The organism is Lysobacter sp. H21R4 (assembly GCF_015277535.1).
Taxonomy (GTDB): domain Bacteria; phylum Pseudomonadota; class Gammaproteobacteria; order Xanthomonadales; family Xanthomonadaceae; genus Novilysobacter; species Novilysobacter ciconiae.
In genome coordinates this window covers 1,017,813-1,034,331 of record NZ_CP063772.1, presented here as the reverse complement: position 1 = coordinate 1,034,331, position 16,519 = coordinate 1,017,813, and the positions used below count along the sequence as shown (strand labels likewise).

The 16,519-nt window shown below is 67.2% G+C and carries 19 protein-coding genes; 11 read left to right on the top strand and 8 right to left on the bottom strand.

All coding sequences use genetic code 11. The annotated features are described in order from the left end of the window. Nucleotides 1–137: 137 nt before the first annotated feature. Entirely contained in the window at nucleotides 138–815 is a 678-nt protein-coding gene (locus tag INQ40_RS04780; RefSeq protein ID WP_193986685.1) for a hypothetical protein, read from the bottom strand. Nucleotides 816–870: 55 nt separating this feature from the next. Further along, nucleotides 871–1,200, bottom strand: coding sequence for a hypothetical protein (locus INQ40_RS04775; protein WP_194342048.1), 330 nt, complete (start codon nucleotides 1,198–1,200; stop codon nucleotides 871–873). 185 nt (nucleotides 1,201–1,385) lie between these two features. Here INQ40_RS04775 and sctU point away from each other — a divergent pair, with 185 nt between their 5' ends. Beyond that, on the top strand, nucleotides 1,386–2,450 hold the full coding sequence (sctU, locus tag INQ40_RS04770) for a type III secretion system export apparatus subunit SctU (protein ID WP_194342047.1): 1,065 nt from the start codon (nucleotides 1,386–1,388) through the stop codon (nucleotides 2,448–2,450). 36 nt (nucleotides 2,451–2,486) lie between these two features. On the opposite strand, the gene sctT is transcribed toward sctU, so the two are convergent. From sctT to INQ40_RS04735, 6 genes are all read right to left on the bottom strand, one after another. Then, complete coding sequence (gene sctT, locus INQ40_RS04765; protein ID WP_193986679.1) at nucleotides 2,487–3,269, bottom strand: type III secretion system export apparatus subunit SctT; 783 nt, start codon at nucleotides 3,267–3,269, stop codon at nucleotides 2,487–2,489. 76 nt (nucleotides 3,270–3,345) lie between these two features. Beyond that, the gene (gene sctS / locus INQ40_RS04760; RefSeq protein WP_043958481.1) at nucleotides 3,346–3,612 is read right to left on the bottom strand and encodes a type III secretion system export apparatus subunit SctS; all 267 of its coding nucleotides are present in this window, start codon (nucleotides 3,610–3,612) and stop codon (nucleotides 3,346–3,348) included. A gap of 51 nt (nucleotides 3,613–3,663) precedes the next feature. Next, nucleotides 3,664–4,551 (bottom strand): EscR/YscR/HrcR family type III secretion system export apparatus protein, encoded by an 888-nt coding sequence (locus tag INQ40_RS13135; RefSeq protein WP_305059510.1) that lies wholly within the window; start codon nucleotides 4,549–4,551, stop codon nucleotides 3,664–3,666. A 3-nt stretch (nucleotides 4,552–4,554) separates the two neighbouring features. Continuing rightward, nucleotides 4,555–5,679 (bottom strand): type III secretion system cytoplasmic ring protein SctQ, encoded by a 1,125-nt coding sequence (gene sctQ, locus INQ40_RS04745; RefSeq protein WP_194342046.1) that lies wholly within the window; start codon nucleotides 5,677–5,679, stop codon nucleotides 4,555–4,557. After that, nucleotides 5,672–6,289 carry a response regulator gene (locus INQ40_RS04740; RefSeq protein ID WP_193986675.1) on the bottom strand — a complete coding sequence of 206 codons (618 nt, stop codon included), beginning with the start codon at nucleotides 6,287–6,289 and terminating at the stop codon, nucleotides 5,672–5,674. Before INQ40_RS04740 ends, sctQ begins: the two co-directional genes overlap by 8 nt. A 33-nt stretch (nucleotides 6,290–6,322) precedes the next feature. Beyond that, nucleotides 6,323–7,399: an ATP-binding protein gene (locus tag INQ40_RS04735; protein ID WP_228482120.1), complete on the bottom strand. Its 1,077-nt coding sequence runs from the start codon at nucleotides 7,397–7,399 to the stop codon at nucleotides 6,323–6,325. Between the two features lie 114 nt (nucleotides 7,400–7,513). Here INQ40_RS04735 and INQ40_RS04730 point away from each other — a divergent pair, with 114 nt between their 5' ends. From INQ40_RS04730 to INQ40_RS04685, 10 genes are all read left to right on the top strand, one after another. Further along, the gene (locus INQ40_RS04730) at nucleotides 7,514–7,960 is read left to right on the top strand and encodes a flagellar biosynthetic protein FliO (RefSeq protein WP_194342044.1); all 447 of its coding nucleotides are present in this window, start codon (nucleotides 7,514–7,516) and stop codon (nucleotides 7,958–7,960) included. Nucleotides 7,961–8,316: 356 nt separating this feature from the next. Beyond that, nucleotides 8,317–10,368, top strand: a complete 2,052-nt coding sequence (gene sctV, locus INQ40_RS04725; RefSeq protein ID WP_228482119.1) for a type III secretion system export apparatus subunit SctV — start codon at nucleotides 8,317–8,319, stop codon at nucleotides 10,366–10,368. Nucleotides 10,369–10,396: 28 nt separating this feature from the next. After that, nucleotides 10,397–11,695 (top strand): FHA domain-containing protein, encoded by a 1,299-nt coding sequence (locus INQ40_RS04720; RefSeq protein WP_194342043.1) that lies wholly within the window; start codon nucleotides 10,397–10,399, stop codon nucleotides 11,693–11,695. 28 nt (nucleotides 11,696–11,723) lie between these two features. Then, nucleotides 11,724–12,047: a hypothetical protein gene (locus INQ40_RS04715; RefSeq protein ID WP_193986664.1), complete on the top strand. Its 324-nt coding sequence runs from the start codon at nucleotides 11,724–11,726 to the stop codon at nucleotides 12,045–12,047. A gap of 26 nt (nucleotides 12,048–12,073) precedes the next feature. After that, nucleotides 12,074–12,508 (top strand): hypothetical protein, encoded by a 435-nt coding sequence (locus INQ40_RS04710; RefSeq protein WP_194342042.1) that lies wholly within the window; start codon nucleotides 12,074–12,076, stop codon nucleotides 12,506–12,508. A 12-nt stretch (nucleotides 12,509–12,520) separates the two neighbouring features. After that, nucleotides 12,521–13,297: a type III secretion inner membrane ring lipoprotein SctJ gene (sctJ, locus tag INQ40_RS04705; protein WP_194342041.1), complete on the top strand. Its 777-nt coding sequence runs from the start codon at nucleotides 12,521–12,523 to the stop codon at nucleotides 13,295–13,297. After that, complete coding sequence (locus tag INQ40_RS04700) at nucleotides 13,297–13,911, top strand: hypothetical protein (protein ID WP_194342040.1); 615 nt, start codon at nucleotides 13,297–13,299, stop codon at nucleotides 13,909–13,911. The genes sctJ and INQ40_RS04700 overlap by 1 nt, the downstream gene beginning before the upstream one ends. A gap of 33 nt (nucleotides 13,912–13,944) precedes the next feature. Next, nucleotides 13,945–14,694, top strand: coding sequence for a FliH/SctL family protein (locus INQ40_RS04695; protein WP_194342039.1), 750 nt, complete (start codon nucleotides 13,945–13,947; stop codon nucleotides 14,692–14,694). Continuing rightward, nucleotides 14,691–16,028, top strand: a complete 1,338-nt coding sequence (locus tag INQ40_RS04690) for a FliI/YscN family ATPase (protein WP_194342038.1) — start codon at nucleotides 14,691–14,693, stop codon at nucleotides 16,026–16,028. Before INQ40_RS04695 ends, INQ40_RS04690 begins: the two co-directional genes overlap by 4 nt. After that, the gene (locus INQ40_RS04685; protein WP_194342037.1) at nucleotides 16,025–16,513 is read left to right on the top strand and encodes a hypothetical protein; all 489 of its coding nucleotides are present in this window, start codon (nucleotides 16,025–16,027) and stop codon (nucleotides 16,511–16,513) included. The genes INQ40_RS04690 and INQ40_RS04685 overlap by 4 nt, the downstream gene beginning before the upstream one ends. The last annotated feature ends 6 nt before the right edge of the window (nucleotides 16,514–16,519 follow it).

Below are 16,519 nucleotides of genomic sequence, written 5' to 3'. Positions count from 1 at the left end.
ACCGGCACGTGAGGGTGCGGGCCACCTTTGCAGTGATGGGGCGGCGAAGCTTCACCGCGGGACCTTCTAATATTGGGGACCGGGAAGTGCAAGTCAACGGCGTCGGATATCGATCGCTCCTCAGCGCGCCTGCTGCGCTACAGATCGTGCACCACCCACTGCCCTTCGCGCGCGTCGGGAGCGGCCCCCAGGGCCGCGCGGGCCACGTCCTCGGGTGACTGCCCCGACTGCCACGCGACCGCCATCGCGGCGAGGCGCTCACGGGTGGTCCGGGTGTACGCGCCCTCCAGCTCGTTCTGCGCGTCAACGGCGAGTTTCTGCGGATACAGCCGCCTCGCGTCCTCGCTGTGGTTGAGCAGCGCGACCAGGCGTGAGGTCGCCTGTACAAAAGCGTCGCGACCCAGCAACTGGCGCTGGGTGCGTTGCAGGTGCCACACCGCCAGGTACTCCAATGGGCCCAACAGACGTTGCGGCGTGGCGCCGAAGAAGTTGCCGGAAAACGTGCTGGCAGCGACTGGGGTCTTGCTGTCGGGCAGGCCGGTCGCGCCCCAGGAACTCAGGGCCCCACCGGGCAGGTCCATGCGGCGCAGCGCGAGCCCGAAGGTATCGGCGAGGAGCCGCTGCGCGCGCAGATCGTCGCTCTCGGCAATCACGCCCAGTATGCGCAGGAAGACGGGATAGCGCGCTTCGCCCAGCCGGCGTGCGAGCCGCTTGAGCACGCTCAGCCGGTACTCGGGATCCGAGTGCGACGCGAGCGCTGCCACCAGGCTGGCCGAAGCCGAGCGCAGTCCGTCGGATGAAGGAATGTCATTCATGGGGCAACCGGTCTCCGCGCAGGATCAAAACGCTGCGACGTGCCGATGCTAGCCCTCAGCCGAGTGCGGCGACTACCGCGTCGACGCCGGCATCGACTGCCGACGGCAGGTCGAGGCGACCCAGCATGCCCTGCAGCGCCATGTCGCTGGACAACATCCGCTGTCCGCCGGCGAAACCGTCCCATGCCGCCACGCCCAACGCCTGCTCCCCCGCATCGATGACGGCGGAAGCGGCATGGCTGCGTAATCCGGTGGCCTCGTCGGTCGCAGGAGTGGCAGTCGGCAGTTGCGCGCCATGGCGTGCAGGATCATCCAGTGCAAGACGGTCGGCGAGCGATTGCAGGCCGGCGCGATCAAGTTGTGGACTGTTGCCGATGCTGTTCATGCGTCTGCGTTGGCCTCGATGACACCCGGGGACGGAGGGATGGCTGCAATGTAGCGCGTGCACCTGACGCTGGCATCTGGGGTAACTACCAGGGTGCTGGCTCCGCATTCAGGTGCAGCTGGACGCCGCCGGAACCGGCGTGGGCCCATGCTAGCCTCTGATCCTCCCAGAATCGAGGGCCGCCCGTGTCGGAGAAAGACAAAGGCGCCGACAAGACCGAGCCCCCTACCCGAAAACGCATCCTTGATGCGCGAAAGGAGGGCAATGTCTCCAAAAGCCGCGACCTCACCGGCACCGTGCTGGTGATGGGCTGGCTGGTGACGGCCTGGATGCTGGTGGGCTCCATGCACTCGCGGATCAACAACCTGTTCGAGCAGAGCCTGGCGACCCTGGGGCAGCCCTTTGAGACCAGCCTGCCGCTGCTGGCGCAGACCGCGATCGAGACCTTCCTGTGGCTGATGCTGCCGCTGCTGGCGATGTCGCTGATGCTGGGTTTGCTGATCGAGTTCCTTCAGGTCGGGCCGCTGCTGAGCTGGGAGAAGGTCAAGCCCAAGATGGACAAGCTCAACCCGGTCGAGGGCATCAAGAAGATGTTCTCGATGGACAACCTGGTGGACCTCATCAAGTCGATCGTCAAGTCCGCGGCGCTGATCGGGATCGGCTGGATCGTTGTGCGCGGCATGCTGCCCGATCTGCTGCAGCTGCCGACCTCCCCGCCCGAGGCGATCGGCGCAGCGCTGTGGCAGGGCCTTTCGCGGATCGTGATCTGGACGATCTGCGTGTTCTTCTTCATCTCGGCGCTGGACACCTCGTACCAGAAGTACTCGTACCTGAAGAACCTGCGCATGAGCCGGCGCGACATCCGCCAGGAACTCAAGGACAGCGAGGGCGACCCGCACGTTAAACAGCGCCGTCGCCAGTTGCATCAGGAGTGGTCGCAGCAGAACATGATGCATGCCGTGCGCGGAGCCAACGTCGTCGTGACCAACCCCACCCACATCGCCATTGCGCTGCGCTATCAGGACGGCGAGACCGACCTGCCGATCGTCGTCGCCAAGGGCGAGGGGCACACCGCGGAGATGATCCGCCAGGCAGCTGAGGAAGCCGGGGTTCCGATCCTGCAGAACATTCCACTGGCGCGCGGGCTGCACGAGAAGGTCGCGCTGGACGACCACATCAGCAACGAGTTCTTCGAGGCCGTCGCCGAGGTCCTGCACTGGGCCGAGGGCGTGCGCGACTCGCGCGACTGAGGCCGGTCTGGGCAGCGCACCGTCACTGCGGGACGGTCAGGAAAACACCCGGTTGAGGACTTCCAGCAGGGCGCGGTTCTCACCCAGTTTCTTCAGCACCATCTCCACGTACACCCCCATCAGCAGCAGGATCATCCCGGTCGCCACCCAGGCCTTGATCGGCAGCGTCAGCGCGAACACGTTCAGCTGCGGCGCGTAGCGGTTGACCAGTCCGAAGGACAGATCCACCAGCAGCAACAGGATCAGCGCCGGCGAGGCCATCACCAGCAGCGCGGTCATCAGATAGCTGAACTGGCCGATGAACAGCTCCCTGCCCTCGGCCTGGATCTGCGGGAAGTAGGACATCACCGGCCACAGCGCGTAACTGGACAGGAGTAGGTCGAGGAAGATCAGGAACGCGCCGCTGGCCATGAACAGCCAGGCCGCCAATTGCGACAGGAACTGCCCATGGGGCGCCGCCTGGTGCCCCTGGATGGGATCAAAGATCGACGCCATGGCCATGCCGACCTGGCTGTCCATCAGGTTGCCGGCCGCACCGATCGCCCAGAACACCATGCCGAAACAGAATCCGATCGCCATGCCCAGGAAGATCTCCTTGAGCACGATCACCGGCCACATGGGTGCGCCCATCGCATCGATCGGCGCTCCGGCCATCGCAATCGGCAGTGCCACCACGGCAAGACTGACCAGGAAGCTGTTGCGCACCATCGCCGGGATGTTCTGCGAGGTGAGCAAAGGCAGCATCACGAACGCACCGATGACCCGCGGCAGCGTGAGTGCCAGGGCCAGCAGCGCATTGCCGACACCGTCAAAGGGCATCAGTCGGACTTCAGTGGATGCGCCGGCCCGAAACCGTCGCGCTTGCCGACGAGTGCGCGCACGCCGGTCCGCGGGGTCATCGCCTGACCAGCCCGGGGAACTCGATGAACAGGCGCTCGGCGAAGGTAAACAGCGTCCCGCCCAGCAGCGAGGCGGTGATGAACAGCGTGAGCACGATCACCAGCAACTTCACCGCGTAGGCGAAGGTCTGCTCCTGCAACTGGGTCGCCGCCTGCAGGAAGGCGATCACCAGCCCGAAGATCGCCGCCGCGGCGATCGGTGGTCCGGACAGGATCAGCACCAGCCACAGTGCCTGCTTGGTGAGCTCCAGGACCTCGTTCATGGCCGGACTCCGGAAATGCGCCAGGCGGGGCCACGACTGACGGCACCTGGCCTAGATCGCATACGTGAGCACCAGTCCGTGCACGAGCTTCGCCCAGCCATCGATCAGCACGAACAGCAGCAGCTTGAACGGCAGCGAGACGATCGTGGGCGACATCATCATCATGCCCAGCGCGAGCAGGATATTGGCGACCACCAGGTCGATGATCAGGAACGGCAGGAAGATGAGGAAGCCGATCTGGAAGGCGGCGGTGAGTTCGCTGACCGTGAAGGCCGGCACGATCACGATGAAGTCGTTGGCGGAGATGTCCGCCTGCCGCGCCGGTGGCAACAGCCGCTGCGCGCTGCGCAGGAAGAACGCGCGTTCGGTGTCGCTGGAATGCTTGATCAGGAACCCGCGCAGCGGCTCCTTGCCCACCTCGACCAGTTTCAGCAGGCGCGCGGTATCCATGCGCTCGCCCGGTGCCAGCGGCGGCAGTGCGGCGACGCCTTCCTGCTCCGCTTCCGCGTCGCCAACTTCGGCAAGATTGTCACCCTGGGATTGCGCGGCGACCTGCGACCCGGCCGGGCCCAGCATCTGCGCCGTGCTGTCCACCGCAACCTCGACGCCGGGAACGAGCGCCAGCGCGGCCGCGTCGGGGGTTTCAGGCGCGCCGGGCTGAGTGGCCGGCGCGGTCGCACTGGTGGACTGGACCTGACCGGTGATCGCCGCGTGCGTGTCCAGCAGCACCGGATACATCACGTAGATCGACAGCACGATGGCCAGGCCGTTGATGACCACATTGGGCGGGACCTGCTGCAGCCCGAGCGCGTTGCGCAGCAGGCTGAGCACGACCACGATCTTGGTGAACGAGGTCACCATCACCGCCACAAACGGCGCCAGCGCAAGGCTGACGACGGTGACGAGGATCAGCGCCGGGGAGAAGGAACTGAAGTCCACGCGTCAGCTCCACGCCAGCAGGCGGACACCCAGCGTGTCGCCGACCGCGACCACCTCGCCGCGGCCGACGTTGCGGCCATTGGCGCGGATCGCCACGTTGGCGCCTTCCAGGCGGCTGGCCAGCGGGAAGACGTATCCGGGCTGAAGAGCCGACAACTCGGCGATGCTCAGCTCGAGATCGCCCAGCTCGAACCGCAGCTGGACCGGCAGTTGCTCAATACCCTCGCCGCCAACCGGGGCCTCCGCTTCCGGCTGCGCGCCGGCTTCATCGTTGCTGGTCATGGAACTCTCCTGAGGGGGTGACAAAGATTCTGATGGGCCGTCCACGCGCCAGCCGTGGCCGTCGGACGCCAGCGGCCAGCGTCGTCCGCAAGCGAACGCGTGCACCGGCGGAGGCGCGCTCAGGCGACCGGCAACAATGACACTGCCCGGCGTGAGGGTCCGCCATTCGGCAAGGGGGATATGGGGCCCGGCAAAAGCAATCGCCACGCTGGCGGGCAAGCCAGGCCAGGCGCCCAGTGGCACCGGCGGATCCTCGCCGTACGGGTCTCCGGCGCGCGCAAGCAGGGGCGCCAGACTGTCGACCGGCAGGCGCAGCAGGCCGCTCAGGCCCGGCGGCTTCGGCTCGTCGGGGATGTCGGGCTCTTCAACCACGAAGTCGAGCCAGACATCCCCGGAGTCCGCCTCGGTCGGGACCGCTGTGGAGGCCCCATCGGCCGCCGGCAGCACCGGTACCAGTGCCATTCCCAGCGCTTCGCTCAGGCGCGCCAGCCGGGATTCCTGGGCCAGGCTCCAGGCGAGCACGCGTGAGCGGCCCTCGTAATCGCTCCAGTGCAGTCCGGCACGCTCCGCCGACGACCGATCTTCGTCCAGACGCAGCGCCATGCCCGTGCCGTCCGCATCGATGGCGAAGGTTGCGGCACCGGCATCGGGTGTACCCGGCGAGAACACCAGGCGGCCTCCATCGGCCAGGTGCCATCGGCGCGGGTATTCGAACAAGGCCTGCAGCGGAAGCAGCTGCGACGCCGCGATCGACGGCACGCGCCCGCGCAGCGAGGTGACCTTGGTCGCGGCTGCGGCGTCGCCGTCCCGGTTCGCCTCGATCGTTCCACTTCCCGCATCAGCCATGTCCGAGTGCCACCTTCATCAAATCGGGCACCGACCGTACCCCAAGCTTTGCCATCATGTTCGCCCTGTGCAGTTCAACGGTCTTGATGCTGATGCCGAGGATGTCGGCAATGATCTTGTTGGGCTTGCTGGCCACGACCAGGTCCAGCACCTGCTTCTCGCGTGGGGTCAGCTTGGCCAGCGCCACGGCCGCGCCTACCGGCTTCGCCAGGGCCGTGCGGATCGCCTCGATCAGCGCATCATCGGAGAAGGGTTTCTCCAGGAAGTGTGCGGCGCCATTGCGCATCGCCTCCACCGCCAGCGGAACGTCGCCGTGCGCGGTCACGAACACCAGCGGCAATGCGTTGTCGCGGCGGCGCAGCTCGGCCTGCAGCTGCAGTCCACTCATCTCAGGCATGCGGATGTCCGACACCAGGCATTCAGCCGGCGCGGCCGAGGTCGATGACGCCGTCGCAGCCGCATCCACCACCTCGGCGAGGAACTGCGGCCCCGAGGCATATTCCCGCACCTCGAAACCCGCGGTCTGCAACAGCCATGCGGTCGATTCACGGAACGCGTCGTTGTCATCGACCAGATGGACAAGCGTTCCGATTGCAGCGACGTCAGTCATGCCAGCCTCCGGCGTGGAAAATCCCGCGGCCCGTCATTGCCGTCCCTGAGCCGTAGGCAGGGTAAAGCCGAACACGCTGCCGCCGTCGGGATGGGGTTCAAAGAACAGGCGTCCCTCGTGGTACTCGATGATCGACCGGCAGATCGCCAGGCCGATTCCCAGACCATCGGCCTTGGTGGTGAAGAATGGCGAGAACAACTGGTCCTGCTCGTCCTCGGCCAGGCCGACACCACGGTCGATCACGCGCACCTCCAGATCGCCGTCCAGATTGACCCGGCCTTCCACGCGCAGGGCACGACGCTCGGCGGGAACCTCGCGCATGGCTTCGATCGCGTTCTTGACCAGGTTCAGCAGCACCTGCTCGACCATCACGTGGTCGGCCCACGCGGACGGCAGCACCGGAGGCAGGATCACGTCGATGCGCAGTTGCTGGCGCTCGGCTTCCAGCCGAAGCAGCTCAAGCACCGTCTCGACCATCGATGCCAGCGCCTGCGGGGAGCGGCGCGGTTCGCGGGCGCGGACAAACTCGCGCACCCGGGCAATCACCGCGCTGGCATGTTCCGCCTGGGTGCGCGCGGCCTGCAGCGCGCGCTCCACCTGCACCGGGCCGCCAGCCTGCGCGACCAGGCGCAGGCTGCCGTTGAGGTAGTTCACGATCGCCGCCAACGGCTGGTTGAGCTCGTGGGCCAGGGTCGCGGCCATTTCACCGACCGACATCATGCGCGAGGTGAACAGCAACTGTTCCTGCTGGCTCTTGTGCGAGTCCAGCGCTTCCAGGCGCTCGCTGATGTCGACCGCGGTCAGCAGCGCCAGAGGCGCGGCCGCGGCGGTGATGCTGCTCCAGTGCAGCCCGTACCAGCGCCCGTTGTGCTCCAGCCGCACCTCGTCGCTGGCGCCGGGAAAGTGGGCGAGCAGCTGGTCGCGCGCGACGTGACCGGGCAGCGGTCCGAACTCGTCCATGTAGCGCTGGTTGGCGCCGACCAATCCCTCGCTGGCCGGATCAAACGCGGCGCATGCGAAGGGCAAGCCGTCCAGCACCGCCAGCAGATCGGGGCAGGAATCGGGCGACGCCGTTTTCCGTACGCCCGCAGTCTTCACTTCACTATTCATCGCGCCCCTGTCCCCCGCCTGTGTGCCCTCGGTCCCGTCCCCGCATTGGGCGGCCGGATCAGGCCAGTCTTGCTGCTACCGTAGCCGCGCCCTTCCCGCCCGAGTCCCGCTCCAATGGCTGATACGACCCTTGCAACACGCAACCCGATCGCGTCCACCGTCATCGCGGCGTGGTTGGCGCTGAGCTGTTTTACCGCCCAGGCCGGTACGCAGGACCCCACAGTGGCCGAAGCGGACCTGGCCGCCGCTGCGGGCACACCCGTCGTCGCGTCCGGTTCGTTGGTCTGGGACCTGGTTGCGGTCGTGGTGCCCTTGCTTCTGGTCATCGCTGGCCTTGTCGCCGTCCTTTTTTTCGCCCGCCGCCGCTACAGGTTGACCGGCCGCGACGCTGCGCTGTCGATCGTGCAGGTGTTGCCGGTCGGTCCCCGCGAGCGGGTGGTCGTGCTTCGAACCCGCGCCGACCGGGTGTTCGCGATCGGTGTCGGTGCTCAATCCCTGACGCTCATTGCGGAGCTGGATGCGGCCGACGTCGCGGTGGACGCCGTGAAGCCCGGACCCTGATCCCCTTTCGCAAGCGTGCTCCGCATTACCGTCGGCAGTGTCGCGTTAGCTTCCGGTGAAGGTTGGGACAGGGCCGACACGCCTGTCTGAACACTGCCGGCGCGAAGTCTCAGATAGCGAAAAAATCCGCGCCGGCTGCTGGTATTGCGGATCACATTCGGCTACGTTCGATTGACCCTGATTGTCACATACTGACGCTCAGGGCTGGAAGCTACGTACGAAAAGCCCGCTGCGCCTCGCGCCTCGGGACCGTACGTCAATCGAGAGAGGCAACGGATGCGATACGCAGCGACACTGATCTGCCCCTTTGCAATGGCTCGAGCGCCGAGCCCAATCACCGGCCGACGGAGCCTGCCTTGCGCACGCTGATCGGGGCCTTGATGGCGGCGCCCGCTGGCGCGGCGCCCCGCAAGCGCGGCGGCTACAGCGATATCGTGCTGGCCTTTGCCGCCGTGTTGATCATCAGCCTGATGATCCTGCCGCTGCCGATGGCGGTGATCGACACGCTGGTCGCCTTCAACATCGCGATCGGCTTCGGACTGCTGCTGCTGGCGATCTACATCCCGTCGCCGGTGGCGTTTTCCAGTTTCCCCAGCGTTCTCCTGCTCACCACCCTTTTCCGCCTGGCTTTGTCGATCGCCATCACCAAGTCGATCCTGCTGGAGGCCGAGGCGGGCCACATCATCGACACATTCGGCAACATGGTCGCCGGCGGCAACCTCGTGGTTGGCCTGGTGGTGTTCCTGATCATCACCGTGGTGCAGTTCATCGTCGTCGCCAAGGGCGCCGAGCGCGTCGCCGAGGTGGCGGCACGTTTCACCCTGGACGCGATGCCGGGCAAACAGATGTCGATCGATTCGGACCTGCGCTCCGGGCTGCTGGACAAGGACGAGGCGCGCACCAAGCGCCGCTACCTGGAAACCGAGAGCCAGCTTTACGGCAGCCTCGATGGCGCGATGAAGTTCGTGAAGGGTGACGCGATCGCCGGCATCGTGATCATCATCATCAACCTGCTGGGCGGCCTGGCCATCGGCGTGCTGCAACGCGACATGTCGCTGGGCGATGCGACCCAGACCTACAGCATCCTGACCATCGGTGATGGCCTGGTGGCGCAGATCCCCGCCATCCTGGCGGCCATTTCGGCCGGACTGGTGGTGACGCGGACCGCGGGCATCGAGGACGATCGGCATCTGGGCGATGCCATCTCCAAGCAGATCTCCGCGCAGCCGCGGGTGCTGACCATCACCGGCGTGCTTTCGCTGCTGATGATGTTGGTGCCCGGCTTCCCGACGGTGGTATTCGGCCTGTTGGGCGCGACCCTGCTGACCATCGCCGCGTGGCGCTACCGCCACCAGAACGACCTGCTGCGCCGCGCCTTCCGGGTCACCGACGAGGCCATGGCCACGCACCAGCAGCCGGTCGAGATCGATGACCTGGCGCCGCCCGCGCCGCTGCAACTGGCGGTCTCGCCCAGCCTGGCCGCGGAGTTCGGCAAGCAGCCGCTGCTCGATGGCCTGACCCAGATCTGCCAGCGCCTGCGCGAAGAGTTCGGCGTGCCGGTGCCGGCGCCGACAGCGCGCGTCGACGCCGCGCTGGCCGATGGCGAATATCAGCTCACCGCGTTCGGTGCGCGCATGGCGAACGGCACCTTGCGCACGGGCGCCCACTTCCGGCCCGCCCGCAGCAGTGGCGACAACACCCCTGCGCTGGCGGGCTTCCACCCGCCCCTGCCCGGCCACTGGCAGGACGAAGCAGGCGACGACACGCTCGCTCCCCTGGCGATGCTGACCGAGCACGTCCGCCGCGCGCTGCAGCGCCGGATGGGTGGGTTCATCGGCATCCAGGAGGCGTCCAACCTATTCGCGAAGATGCAGCGCGACTACCCCGACCTGGTCAAGGAAATGCTGCGCGTGGTGGCGCCTCAGCGCGTGGCCGACGTGCTGCGCCGCCTCGCCGAGGAAGGCATCCCGGTACGCAACCTGCGCGACGTGTTTGAAGCGATCACCGACGTGGGCGGTCGCGAGAAGGACGTCGTGCTGCTGACCGAATACGTGCGCGTGGCCTTGAAGCGCGAGATCGCCGATCGCTATGCCGATGGCGATCGCACGCTGCACGTGCTGCTGATCCACCCCGAGCTCGAGGATCGGCTGCGCCAGTCGGTTCGCGTTGCCGGTGGCGCCAGCCAGCTTGCCATCGCACCGGAGCTGGCCGCCCGCCTGTCCGGCGAAGTTCGTACCCAACTGGCCCGCCAGGGCGGCTCGGTGCGCCCCGTCCTTTTGTGTTCACTGGACGTGCGCAGGCACTTGCGCAAGCTGCTGGAGAACGATTTCTTCGAGTTGCCCGTGCTTTCGTACCAGGAATTGGCAGCCGACCTGCGAATCTCGCAGGCAGGACAGATCAACGCATGACGCATCACGCATGCAAGGAGAAATTCCAATGATCGACGACATCGTCCCCGATCCAGAGCAGGCCTCCGCGACGTCGGAGTCCGCTCCGCAGTCAGCGTCAGCCGCCACCGGCGCCGACGAAAAATCCGCAACGGCGCGGCCCACAACCGCCAAGCTGGTGCTTCGCATCCTGGCCGGGCTCCACACCGGCGCCAACCGCGTGCTGGGCGACCAGGAAATGCTGCTGGTCGGCAGCGGCGAGGACTGCGACATCGTGCTGTCCGACGACGGTGTGGCTCCCCACCACGCCATGCTGCTGCGCAACGGCAACTCCCTGGCGCTGCGGGCAATCGACGCGCCGGCGGGGTTTGCCGGCGACCCGCTGTACCCCGGTGACCCGATCGAGCTGCAGCTTGGCGCCCCCGTGCGATTGGGCGATGCGAGCTTCGCGGTTGGCGATGCAAGCGATCCGAAGTGGATGCCCGCGGACGGCCTTGATGCCATCGAGCAGGCACCGTTGAACGCGCGCCGCGCCGTTCGTCCCGGCCTGGCCAAAACGCTTGCCGGCCTGGCCGTGCTGTCGCTGGTCTCAGCCGGCATCTATGCCTCCGTACGCCCAGTCACCGCGCCTGAGCCGAGCATGGAAGAGCAGGTCGCTGCGCTGGTTACCACCTACAACATCGGCGACAACACCACCTCAACCAACGATGCCGGGATGACGGTATTGACCGGGACCGTGCCCGACAGCGCCACGCGCAGCCGCATCCAGCGCGAAGTCGACGCCAGCGAACTGCCCTTGCGGTTGAACCTGCGCACCGGCGAGGACGTCGCCGCCGACGTCGCCGAGGTCCTGCGCAGCCAGGGTATCACCGCCCGCACCCGTTATCTGGGCAACGGCGACGTGGAAGTCAGTGGCCGTTTCGAGGACCAGGACAAGCTGCGGGCAGCCGCGACTTCACGCGCCATGATCGACGTTACCGGCATCAACCGGGTGATCCCGCGCAACTACGCCGACGAGGACGCCAAGGCACCCCAGCGCGCCAAGGCTCCGGTCGAACGCACCCGCATCGTCTCGATCGTGGGCGGTGATGACTCCTACGTGCTCGCCGCCGACGGTACCCGCTACGCGGTGGGAGCCGAGCTTCCCGACGACCGCGGCACGCTGGTCGCCATTGGCAAGTCGGCGTGGGCGCTGGTTGATGGAAAGGTCCACCAGGTCAAGCCCGATCCACCCGTCGAGGTGGAGGAACCCATCGCAGAAGTTGCCAGAAATTCCGAAGAAAGCCGTCCTTCCGCCGCAGTCGCCAGGCAATTCGTTGCCGCCAATCCACGCACCAACCGGATGTAACCCGCCAAGGGAATCAAGGAGAAACCTCATGAGCATCAACGCCAACGATCCGAACGCGCCCGTCACCACCTTCATCGCCACCGCGAGCAGTGGCAGCACCCGCAGCAGCGTGTCCTCCGGCGACAGCGGCAGCTGGTACGAGGCCATGTCCCGCGCCTGGGGCCAGACACTTGACGGCCAGGCGGCGCGCGTGACGCAACTGTCGGATGCCATCGCGTCGGGTGGCGACCAGCCTTCCAACATGGTCCAGCTGACCGCCGAAAGCCTCCGTATGCAGTTCATGTCCAACAACGCGGCGACCTCGCAGAACGCTGTCGGCCACGCACTGGAAACGCTCGGCAAGCGCCAGTAATTCCACCCCCTCGCGAGGACACGATCATGATCGAAGCAATCCAGGTATCGGCGCTCGACGCCGCCAAAACCGGCGCGGGAGGTCTGTCGCCGGCCCAGCAGCCGCAAACATCGCAGGCGCAGGCCACGCCGTTCGACGTGCGTGATTTCGCGGCGACGATGGAGCGCACTGGCGCGGCACCCAATGCGAACGCGCCGGCCCCGGTGGCGCCGCCAACGGCGTCGGAGCCATCGCAGGGAACGCGGGCCGTGCTGGGCGCCCTCGACGGCCTCAATGGCGGCGCGGACAAGATCGAGTCGATGTCGCAGATCCTGACCGCCAACGGTGCCGATCTCACTCCGGGCGAGATGATCCAGCTCACCATGCGCAGCCACCAGTTCCTGTTCACCGCGCAGTTGACCTCCAACGTTGCCAACCGTTCCTCTGACGGCATCCAGCAATTGTTCCGTCAGCAGTCGTAAGCAGGAGCACGCATGAACCTTCGCAACCGGGCATTCCCCTGGCGCATCACCTGCCTCGTCCTGACCTGCCTGCTGCTGGCCGCCTGCAACCGGGTAACGCTCTACAACGAGCTGGACGAGCAACAGGCCAACCAGGTCATGGCGGCACTGCTCGGGTCCGGGGTTTCATCGGAAAAAGCGCCGTCCTCCAGCAAGAAGGGTTGGGAAGTGCGGGTCAACCGGGGCGACTTCCCGTACGCGATGCAGGTGCTCAACTCTCAGGGCCTGCCCCACGCCAGCTACCGCTCGATGGGCGAGATCTTCAAGAAGGAAGGTTTCGTGTCCTCGGCGATGGACGAGCGCGCCCGCTACATGGACGGGCTGCAGCAGGAGATCGCGCGGACCCTGTCGCGGATCGACGGCGTCGTGGAAGCGCGCGTGCATATCGCCCTGCCGCCGCCGGACCCGCTGGGTGGCCGCGACAACGACTCCTCGGCATCCGTGATCATCTTCGAGCGCCCCGGCGCGAAGCTGCGTGACCGCGAAACCGACCTGAAGGTCTTCATCAAGGACAGCGTCGAGGGGCTGGCCGACGTCAACAAGGTCACCATCAAGTTCTTCACCATCGCTGCTCCGGGCGCAGGCGACCAGCAGACGAATGCGCCGATTGCCATGTCATCGATGGGTCCAATGGCGCTGGTGGCGGTCGTGCTGGCCGCCCTGCTCGGGCTGGGCATCGCATTCCGCGGAAAGCTGCGCGCGCGTCTGAGTCCAGCGGCCGGGGCAAAGCCGCCGGCCTGGAGTGACTGATGGATACGGCGCCCGGCTTGCACACGGTGATTGAAGGCACCGACGCCAGCTGGCTGGACGAATTTGATTCCACATTGCTTGCCGCGGCGCGTTGCAGTCCGCTGGGACGACGCCTGCTGGCGCGCTCGCTCGCACGCGGGGCGGCCTCGACGCTGCTGGCGCCCGCTCCGAAGCCAGCGCTGGATCGCGTCGTGGGACGCTGGTCACCGGAAAAACTGCGCTCGCTGGTGCGCAACATCGGCGTCCTCGCTTTCGCGCCGGCTATCCGTTCAGAGGTCGGCCGCGAGCCGGTGCGCCGCCTGAAGCTGGCGCTCGACAAGCGCTACCTGCTGGCGCTGGACCGGAACGTCTGGGATGGCGAGGTGCCGCGTGACGTGCAGGTCCGGCTGCAGCAGGCGATGCACACCGCGCTTGAGGAAACCGATCCCACGCCTGGGCTGCTCTCGCTGTTCGACCGCCACGGCTGCGCCGAACTGCGCGCCTGGGCCCATCCGCGTGATCCGGCGTTCACCGAATGGCTGGCGCTTCTGCATCCGCGTGAGCAGGCGTTGCCGCCGACACACCTGCCTCCCTCGGCGGTGCAACAGCTCTATTCCGTCCACGCGGGCAACTGACCCACCCGAGCCGAAGAAGCAGATATCGACACCATGCGTTCAGACGATCAGTCCAGCAGCTTTTCCACGGCATCCCCGGCCACCCGGAGGCCGCATGGCGGTGTTGGCGTCATGGAGCCGGGGCGTTTCGAGCGCGTGCTGGCCGGCAACATCGTGCCGCCGGATTCCTGGGAACGCCTGGCCGACGTCGATGCCGTGGTCGAGCAGGTCAACGCCTTGCACACACAGGCCAGCGAGCAGATCGAGCAGGCGCGCAAGGAAGCGGCGGCGGCGGGATACGCCGAAGGCATCGCCCGCGCCCAGACGCAGATGACCGAGCAGCTCGCATCACTCAACGAGCGGCGCGCCCGCGTGCTCGGCGAGGCCCAGCAGCGCGTGATCGACCTTGCCTGCGCGATCGTTGCGCGCCTGGCGCCGGGATTCGATCCGGACCAGGTTGCGCCATCCCTGGTCATGGAGGCCGTAGAGGCGGCGCAGGCCGAGCAATTCCTGCTGATCCGCGTGCATCCCTCGGTACGCGAATCGGTGACGGCCGGTCTTGGCGCCGTGCGCCAGGCGCACCCGGCCGTCGGCGTGATCGAGCTGGTGGATGACGAGAGCCTGGACCCGCTGAGCTGCGTGGTCGTGTCGGAGGCGGGACAGGTGCGCGCCGGGATCGCCCAGCAGATCGAAGCGATCCGCTCCGCGCTGGCGGCGCACACGCCGGCGGTGGATCCCGATGCTGAGGCGGAAGCCGGTGGGTCGGATCAAGGCGCCGGTGCCTCGCGCGGTGATTCCACATGAGCGCGCTGCTGGGCAACGAACAGGACGCGCTGCTCGCCGGCGCCCTGAACCGCGCACGCACCGTCGAGCGGGTCGGCAAGGTCGCCGAAGCCTATGGCACCCTGATCCGGGCAACCGGCCTGAAGGCCGCGATCGGCGAGTTGTGCGAACTGCGCAATCCGCCGCATGAGGGTCCGGCCGACTTCCATCTCGCCGCGGAGGTGGTCGGAGTGTCCCGCCAGCACACCCTGCTGACGCCGCTGGGCGCGCTGGACGGGGTGTCGGCGACTACCGAGGTCTACGCGACCGGACGTCAGGCCACCGTGCTCGCCGGCGATGGCCTGCTGGGTCGCGTCCTGGATGCCCACGGCAACCCGATCGATGGCCTCGGACCGATCAGCGGCGGCGTGCCCGCGCCCATCTACGCCAGTTCGCCCAACCCGCTGTCACGCAAGTTGATCGACCGGCCGTTTTCGACCGGCGTGCGGGCGATCGACAGCGTCATGAGCGTTGGCGAGGGCCAGCGACTGGGCATCTTCGCCGTCGCCGGCGGCGGCAAGAGCACGCTGCTTGGGATGCTCGCGCGCGGCGGCGATGCCGACGTCAACATCATTGCCCTGGTCGGCGAACGCGGCCGCGAGGTCAACGAATTCATCCTCGACAACCTGGGCGCCGAAGGGCTGGCGCGCTCGGTGGTCATCGTGGCTACTTCTGACCGGCCCGCGCTGGAGCGCAGCCGCGCGGCCTGGGTCGCCACCGCGATCGCCGAGCACTTCCGCGATCGCGGTCAGCGTGTGCTGTTGCTCCTCGATTCCGTGACCCGTTTCGCCCGCGCCCTGCGCGATGTCGGACTGGCGGTGGGCGAGCCCCCGGCCCGTCGCGGTTATCCGCCCTCCGTCTTCAGCGCCCTGCCGGGGCTGTTCGAGCGGGCCGGCAACAACGACAAGGGCAGTATCACCGCGTTCTACACCGTCTTGATGGAGGACGAGAACGGCAGCGACCCGATCGCCGAGGAGGTGCGCTCGATCCTCGACGGCCACGTGGTGCTCTCGCGCAAGCTCGCGGCGGCCTACCACTACCCCGCCATCGACGTCCTCGGGAGCCTCAGCCGGACGATGCCGCGCGTTGTCGACCGCACCCACCAGCACGCCGCCGGGCAACTGCGGAAGTACCTGGCCAAGTACCAGGACATCGAACTGCTGCTGCAGCTGGGGGAGTACCAGCGCGGCACCGATCCGGAGGCGGACATCGCCATCGACCGCATTGAACCCATCCGCCGCCTGCTGCAGCAGCCGGCGACCGAGCTGGTGCCGTTCGAACGTTCCGCCGACGCGCTGCGCAGGCTGTTTCCATGAAACGCTATCCACTGGCCACGCTCATCCGCCTGCGCGAGCACCGCACCCAGGCCGCGCAGCAACTGGTGCTCCAGCACCAGCGCGAAGTCGCGGCGAAACGCGCCGCCTGCATGGAGATCGAGCGCCACATCGACGCCTTGGGCGAGGAGCGCGCGCGCCAGCGCCGCCAACTGCTCGATCCGCCACCGGCCGGCATCGCCTGGCCGATGGCGCTCGCGCAGCGCGAGGCCCACATCGAGCTGCTGCAGCAGCAAACGGAACTGGCGCACCAGCAGTTGCTCCGCGCCCAGCAGTTACTGACCGAAGCCGAGGCGGAGCTGCAAAAGGTGCGCGAGGCGTTTTTCCGCATCAAGGCCCGCGAGGATGCGCTCAAGAAGCGCAAGGACCTGTGGCGCGAAGAACAGCACGCCAATGAACTTCGCCAGGAAGAACTGGCCTCGGCGGAACTGCTGCACCGCCGCACCACTCCCAACGCCTTCCACTGAGGTACG

Bases quoted from the DNA above. Each gene is read 5' to 3' on its own strand.
- INQ40_RS04715 (WP_193986664.1), top strand. From the start codon at position 11,724: ATGAGCATCAACGCCAACGATCCGAACGCGCCCGTCACCACCTTCATC.
- INQ40_RS04775 (WP_194342048.1), bottom strand. From the start codon at position 1,200: ATGAACAGCATCGGCAACAGTCCACAACTTGATCGCGCCGGCCTGCAA.
- INQ40_RS04685 (WP_194342037.1), top strand. From the start codon at position 16,025: ATGAAACGCTATCCACTGGCCACGCTCATCCGCCTGCGCGAGCACCGC.
- sctT (WP_193986679.1), bottom strand. From the start codon at position 3,269: ATGCCCTTTGACGGTGTCGGCAATGCGCTGCTGGCCCTGGCACTCACG.
- sctS (WP_043958481.1), bottom strand. From the start codon at position 3,612: ATGAACGAGGTCCTGGAGCTCACCAAGCAGGCACTGTGGCTGGTGCTG.
- INQ40_RS04710 (WP_194342042.1), top strand. From the start codon at position 12,074: ATGATCGAAGCAATCCAGGTATCGGCGCTCGACGCCGCCAAAACCGGC.
- INQ40_RS04780 (WP_193986685.1), bottom strand. From the start codon at position 815: ATGAATGACATTCCTTCATCCGACGGACTGCGCTCGGCTTCGGCCAGC.
- INQ40_RS04735 (WP_228482120.1), bottom strand. From the start codon at position 7,399: ATGAATAGTGAAGTGAAGACTGCGGGCGTACGGAAAACGGCGTCGCCC.
- INQ40_RS04700 (WP_194342040.1), top strand. From the start codon at position 13,297: ATGGATACGGCGCCCGGCTTGCACACGGTGATTGAAGGCACCGACGCC.
- sctJ (WP_194342041.1), top strand. From the start codon at position 12,521: ATGAACCTTCGCAACCGGGCATTCCCCTGGCGCATCACCTGCCTCGTC.
- INQ40_RS04740 (WP_193986675.1), bottom strand. From the start codon at position 6,289: ATGACTGACGTCGCTGCAATCGGAACGCTTGTCCATCTGGTCGATGAC.
- INQ40_RS04695 (WP_194342039.1), top strand. From the start codon at position 13,945: ATGCGTTCAGACGATCAGTCCAGCAGCTTTTCCACGGCATCCCCGGCC.
- INQ40_RS04690 (WP_194342038.1), top strand. From the start codon at position 14,691: ATGAGCGCGCTGCTGGGCAACGAACAGGACGCGCTGCTCGCCGGCGCC.
- sctQ (WP_194342046.1), bottom strand. From the start codon at position 5,679: ATGGCTGATGCGGGAAGTGGAACGATCGAGGCGAACCGGGACGGCGAC.
- INQ40_RS04720 (WP_194342043.1), top strand. From the start codon at position 10,397: ATGATCGACGACATCGTCCCCGATCCAGAGCAGGCCTCCGCGACGTCG.
- INQ40_RS04730 (WP_194342044.1), top strand. From the start codon at position 7,514: ATGGCTGATACGACCCTTGCAACACGCAACCCGATCGCGTCCACCGTC.